Origin of the sequence: Streptomyces sp. RP5T (assembly GCF_003933965.1) — a bacterium.
GTDB lineage: Bacteria > Actinomycetota > Actinomycetes > Streptomycetales > Streptomycetaceae > Streptomyces.
The window spans coordinates 1-2,871 of the sequence record NZ_RSAJ01000835.1 but is presented as its reverse complement, the minus strand read 5'-3'; the positions used below and the strand labels follow the sequence as shown (position 1 = coordinate 2,871).

Below are 2,871 nucleotides of genomic sequence, written 5' to 3'. Positions count from 1 at the left end.
GTGCCGTGCCGTCGGGGGAAGGCTCCAAGTCGGCCCGGTCGGTCCCGGGAGCTGCCGCGGGGGTGCCGGTGGCCGTGGCGGTGCCGGTGTCGTCGGTTCCGTTCTCCCGGCCCGTTCCCGGGTTGTGGATCGCCGACAGCAGGGCCTCTTCGGTCAGTTCGGCACCGGAGAGCTCCCCGACGATCCGGCCCTCGGCGACGATCAGGCAGCGGTCCGCGAGGGCGACGACCTCCTCGGGGTCGCTCGACGCGAACAGCACGGCCGTGCCCCGGTCGGCCGCGAGCGCGGACACCACCTCGTAGATCTCCCGCCTGGCGCCCACGTCGACTCCCTGGGTGGGCTCGTCCAGCAGCAGGACGTTCACCTGCCGGGCCTCGTTGATCCACCGGCCCAGGACGAGTTTCTGCTGGTTGCCTCCCGAGAACGCGGCGGCGGGCAACCGGGGCCGGGCGGGCCGCAGCCCCACCGCGTCGGCGAGCGCCCCGAACACCCGGCGCTCGGCGCCCAGTGCGCGCACCCCGGCCCTGGCGAGGGGGCGTACGGAGGGCAGAAGGGCGTTGTCCTGCGCGCCGAGCCCCGGGAACAGCCCCTGACGGCGCCGGTCGGCCGGCACGAGCGCGATCCCGGCGGCGAGCGCGTCGGCGGGCCGGGCCGGGTGCACGGTGCGGGCGCCGACGCGGACCGTTCCGCCCGCGGCACGGCGGCCGCCGTAGAGACTCTCCAGGATCCGGGTGCGCCCGGAGCCGATGAGCCCGAACAGACCGACGCGTTCGCCTTCTGCGACGGTCAGGTCCACCGGCCCGAAGCCCGGCCCGTGCAGACCGTCGACGGTGAGCCGGGGCGGCCCGGGGGCACGTGGGGACACGCGTGGGTGCCGAGACTCCTGAGCGGGCCGGCCGGCGATCGCTTCGACCAGCCGCAGCCGGGTCTGCCCCTGCCCCACCGAGTGGTGGGTCACCCGTCCGTCCCGCAACACGGTCACCGCGTCCGCCAGCCGCTCGACCTCCGAGAGAAGGTGGGTGACGTAGACGATGGCGAGCCCCTGAGTGCGCAGATCCTCGACGCGTTCGGCCAGGGCGTCGCTCTCCGCGGTGGAGAGGGCGGCGGTCGGCTCGTCCAGGACGAGGACGGCGGCGCTACGGCTGAGCGCCTTGGCGATCTCCACCAACTGCCGCTGCCCCACGGGTAGTTCACCCACCCGGTCGCGCGGGGAGCAGGAGGCCGCGACCCGTGTCAGCAGTCCGGCGGCGACCTCCTCCTGCGCCCGCCTGTCGATGCGGCCGTACCGCGTCCACTCCTGGCCCAGGAAGATGTTCTCCGTGACGGTGAGCGCGTCGACCACGCTCAGCGTCTGGAAGATGATCGCCACACCCGCGTCGATCGACTCGCGCGGGGTCAGCCGGGTGTACGACGTCCCGCCGACCTCGATCGTGCCCGCGTCCGGCGGGAAGGCGCCGCCCAGGCATTTGATGAGGGTGGACTTGCCGGCGCCGTTGTGGCCGAGCAGGGCGTGGACCTGGCCCATCGGCACGGTCAGGTCCACGCCGTCCAGGGCCCGCACTCCCCCGAAGGACTTGCTCAGCCCGCGGATGCGCAGGTTCACCGGTGTCATCGGCGGCCTCTCAGGAGTTCTGGGCGAGCAGGGCGTCGATCGCCGCGGTGTCGGCCGGGCCGACCAAGTGGATCGGCACCTGCGCGCTGGGGTCGGAACTGCCCGCGGCGACCGCTCGCGGCACGTCGACGACGGCGTTCGCGATGTCGTCGGGTGCCAGGGCGGCGGAGGCCCGGTAGAAGGTGCCCTGCTTGATGGCGAGCAGCGAGGGCACGGCGCCGTCCTGTCCGCCGACGAAGGTCTTCGCGTCGTCCTTCTTCCGGCCCGCCTGCTGGAGCGCCTTGAACCCGCCGTACGCGGCGGCGTCGGTGACGCCGAGGACGATGTTGAGGTCCGGGTGCTTGGCGAGGATCGCGTGGGCCTTGGCGAGTCCCGTGTCCGGGTCGATGGCCTGCTCCTGGGCGACCACGTCGACCCCGGGCGCGAGCTTGGTGAAGGCGTCGATCATGCCCTTGGTGCGCTCGCGGCCCAGTTCGATGGTGTTGTCGGTGAGGAAGGCGACCTTGCCCTTCCCGCCGAGCGCGTCCTCGGCCCACTTGGCCGCGGCCTCCCCGATCAGGGTGCCGCTCTCGCGGAAGCTGAACTGGATGTCGGCGCTCTGGTGTTCCAGGGTGCCGCCGTAGGTGACCCAGATCAGCCCCGCGTCGAGGGCTGCCTTGGCGGTCGCCTCGGCGGCCTCGAAGACCATGGGGAACGACACGATCGCGGGCACCTTGCGGGCCAGCCAGGTGGTGAGGTTGGTGGCCTGGGTGTCGGCGTTCGCCCCGTCGTTGGTGGTGAGCAGGGAGATGCCGTGCTTCTTCGCGGCGGCGGTGGAGAGCTTGACGAGTGTGGCGTACAGCGGGAGTTGGGTGAACGGGTAGTCCAGGCCGATCCTCGTCAGACGGGCACCCGCCGATGCCGGGCCCGAGGCACCGGCCGGGGTCGACGCGGCCGGCGCCGAGCAGCCGGCCGCGGTGAGCGCGGTGGCCGCGACGGCGGCTCCGGAGTAGGCGAGGAACTGTCTGCGCGAGGCCGTGGGATGCGTGGCGGTCCGGCGTGTCGTCATGGCGGGGCTCTCCGAGGGGCGGGCCCGCTCCCGGCGGGCGTCCGACTGTGCGAACAGAAAAGCGGTGTCGCACCCGCTCCACCATCCGTACAAATACCGACCCTGCGCGTTCTGCCCGGCACCATGCTCGCCCGGGCCGTGGCGGAATCTGTCACGCACCACCGGCGCAGCGCTCGCTCCGGTCTACGACTTGCCCCGCCCCTTGCCCGGC

At 73.1% G+C, this 2,871-nt stretch carries 2 protein-coding genes; both read right to left on the bottom strand.

All coding sequences use genetic code 11. From position 1 onward, the window contains the following. On the bottom strand, positions 1-1,612 hold a 1,612-nt coding region (locus tag EHS43_RS41755; RefSeq protein ID WP_148104259.1), incomplete at its 3' end, for a sugar ABC transporter ATP-binding protein. Positions 1,613-1,622: 10 nt separating this feature from the next. Then, positions 1,623-2,660 (bottom strand): sugar ABC transporter substrate-binding protein, encoded by a 1,038-nt coding sequence (locus EHS43_RS41750; RefSeq protein ID WP_125195704.1) that lies wholly within the window; start codon positions 2,658-2,660, stop codon positions 1,623-1,625. Positions 2,661-2,871 lie beyond the last annotated feature (211 nt).

What these genes read in the sequence shown, in the direction of transcription:
- EHS43_RS41750 (WP_125195704.1), bottom strand. Translation starts at nt 2,660, where the DNA reads ATGACGACACGCCGGACCGCCACGCATCCCACGGCCTCGCGCAGACAG.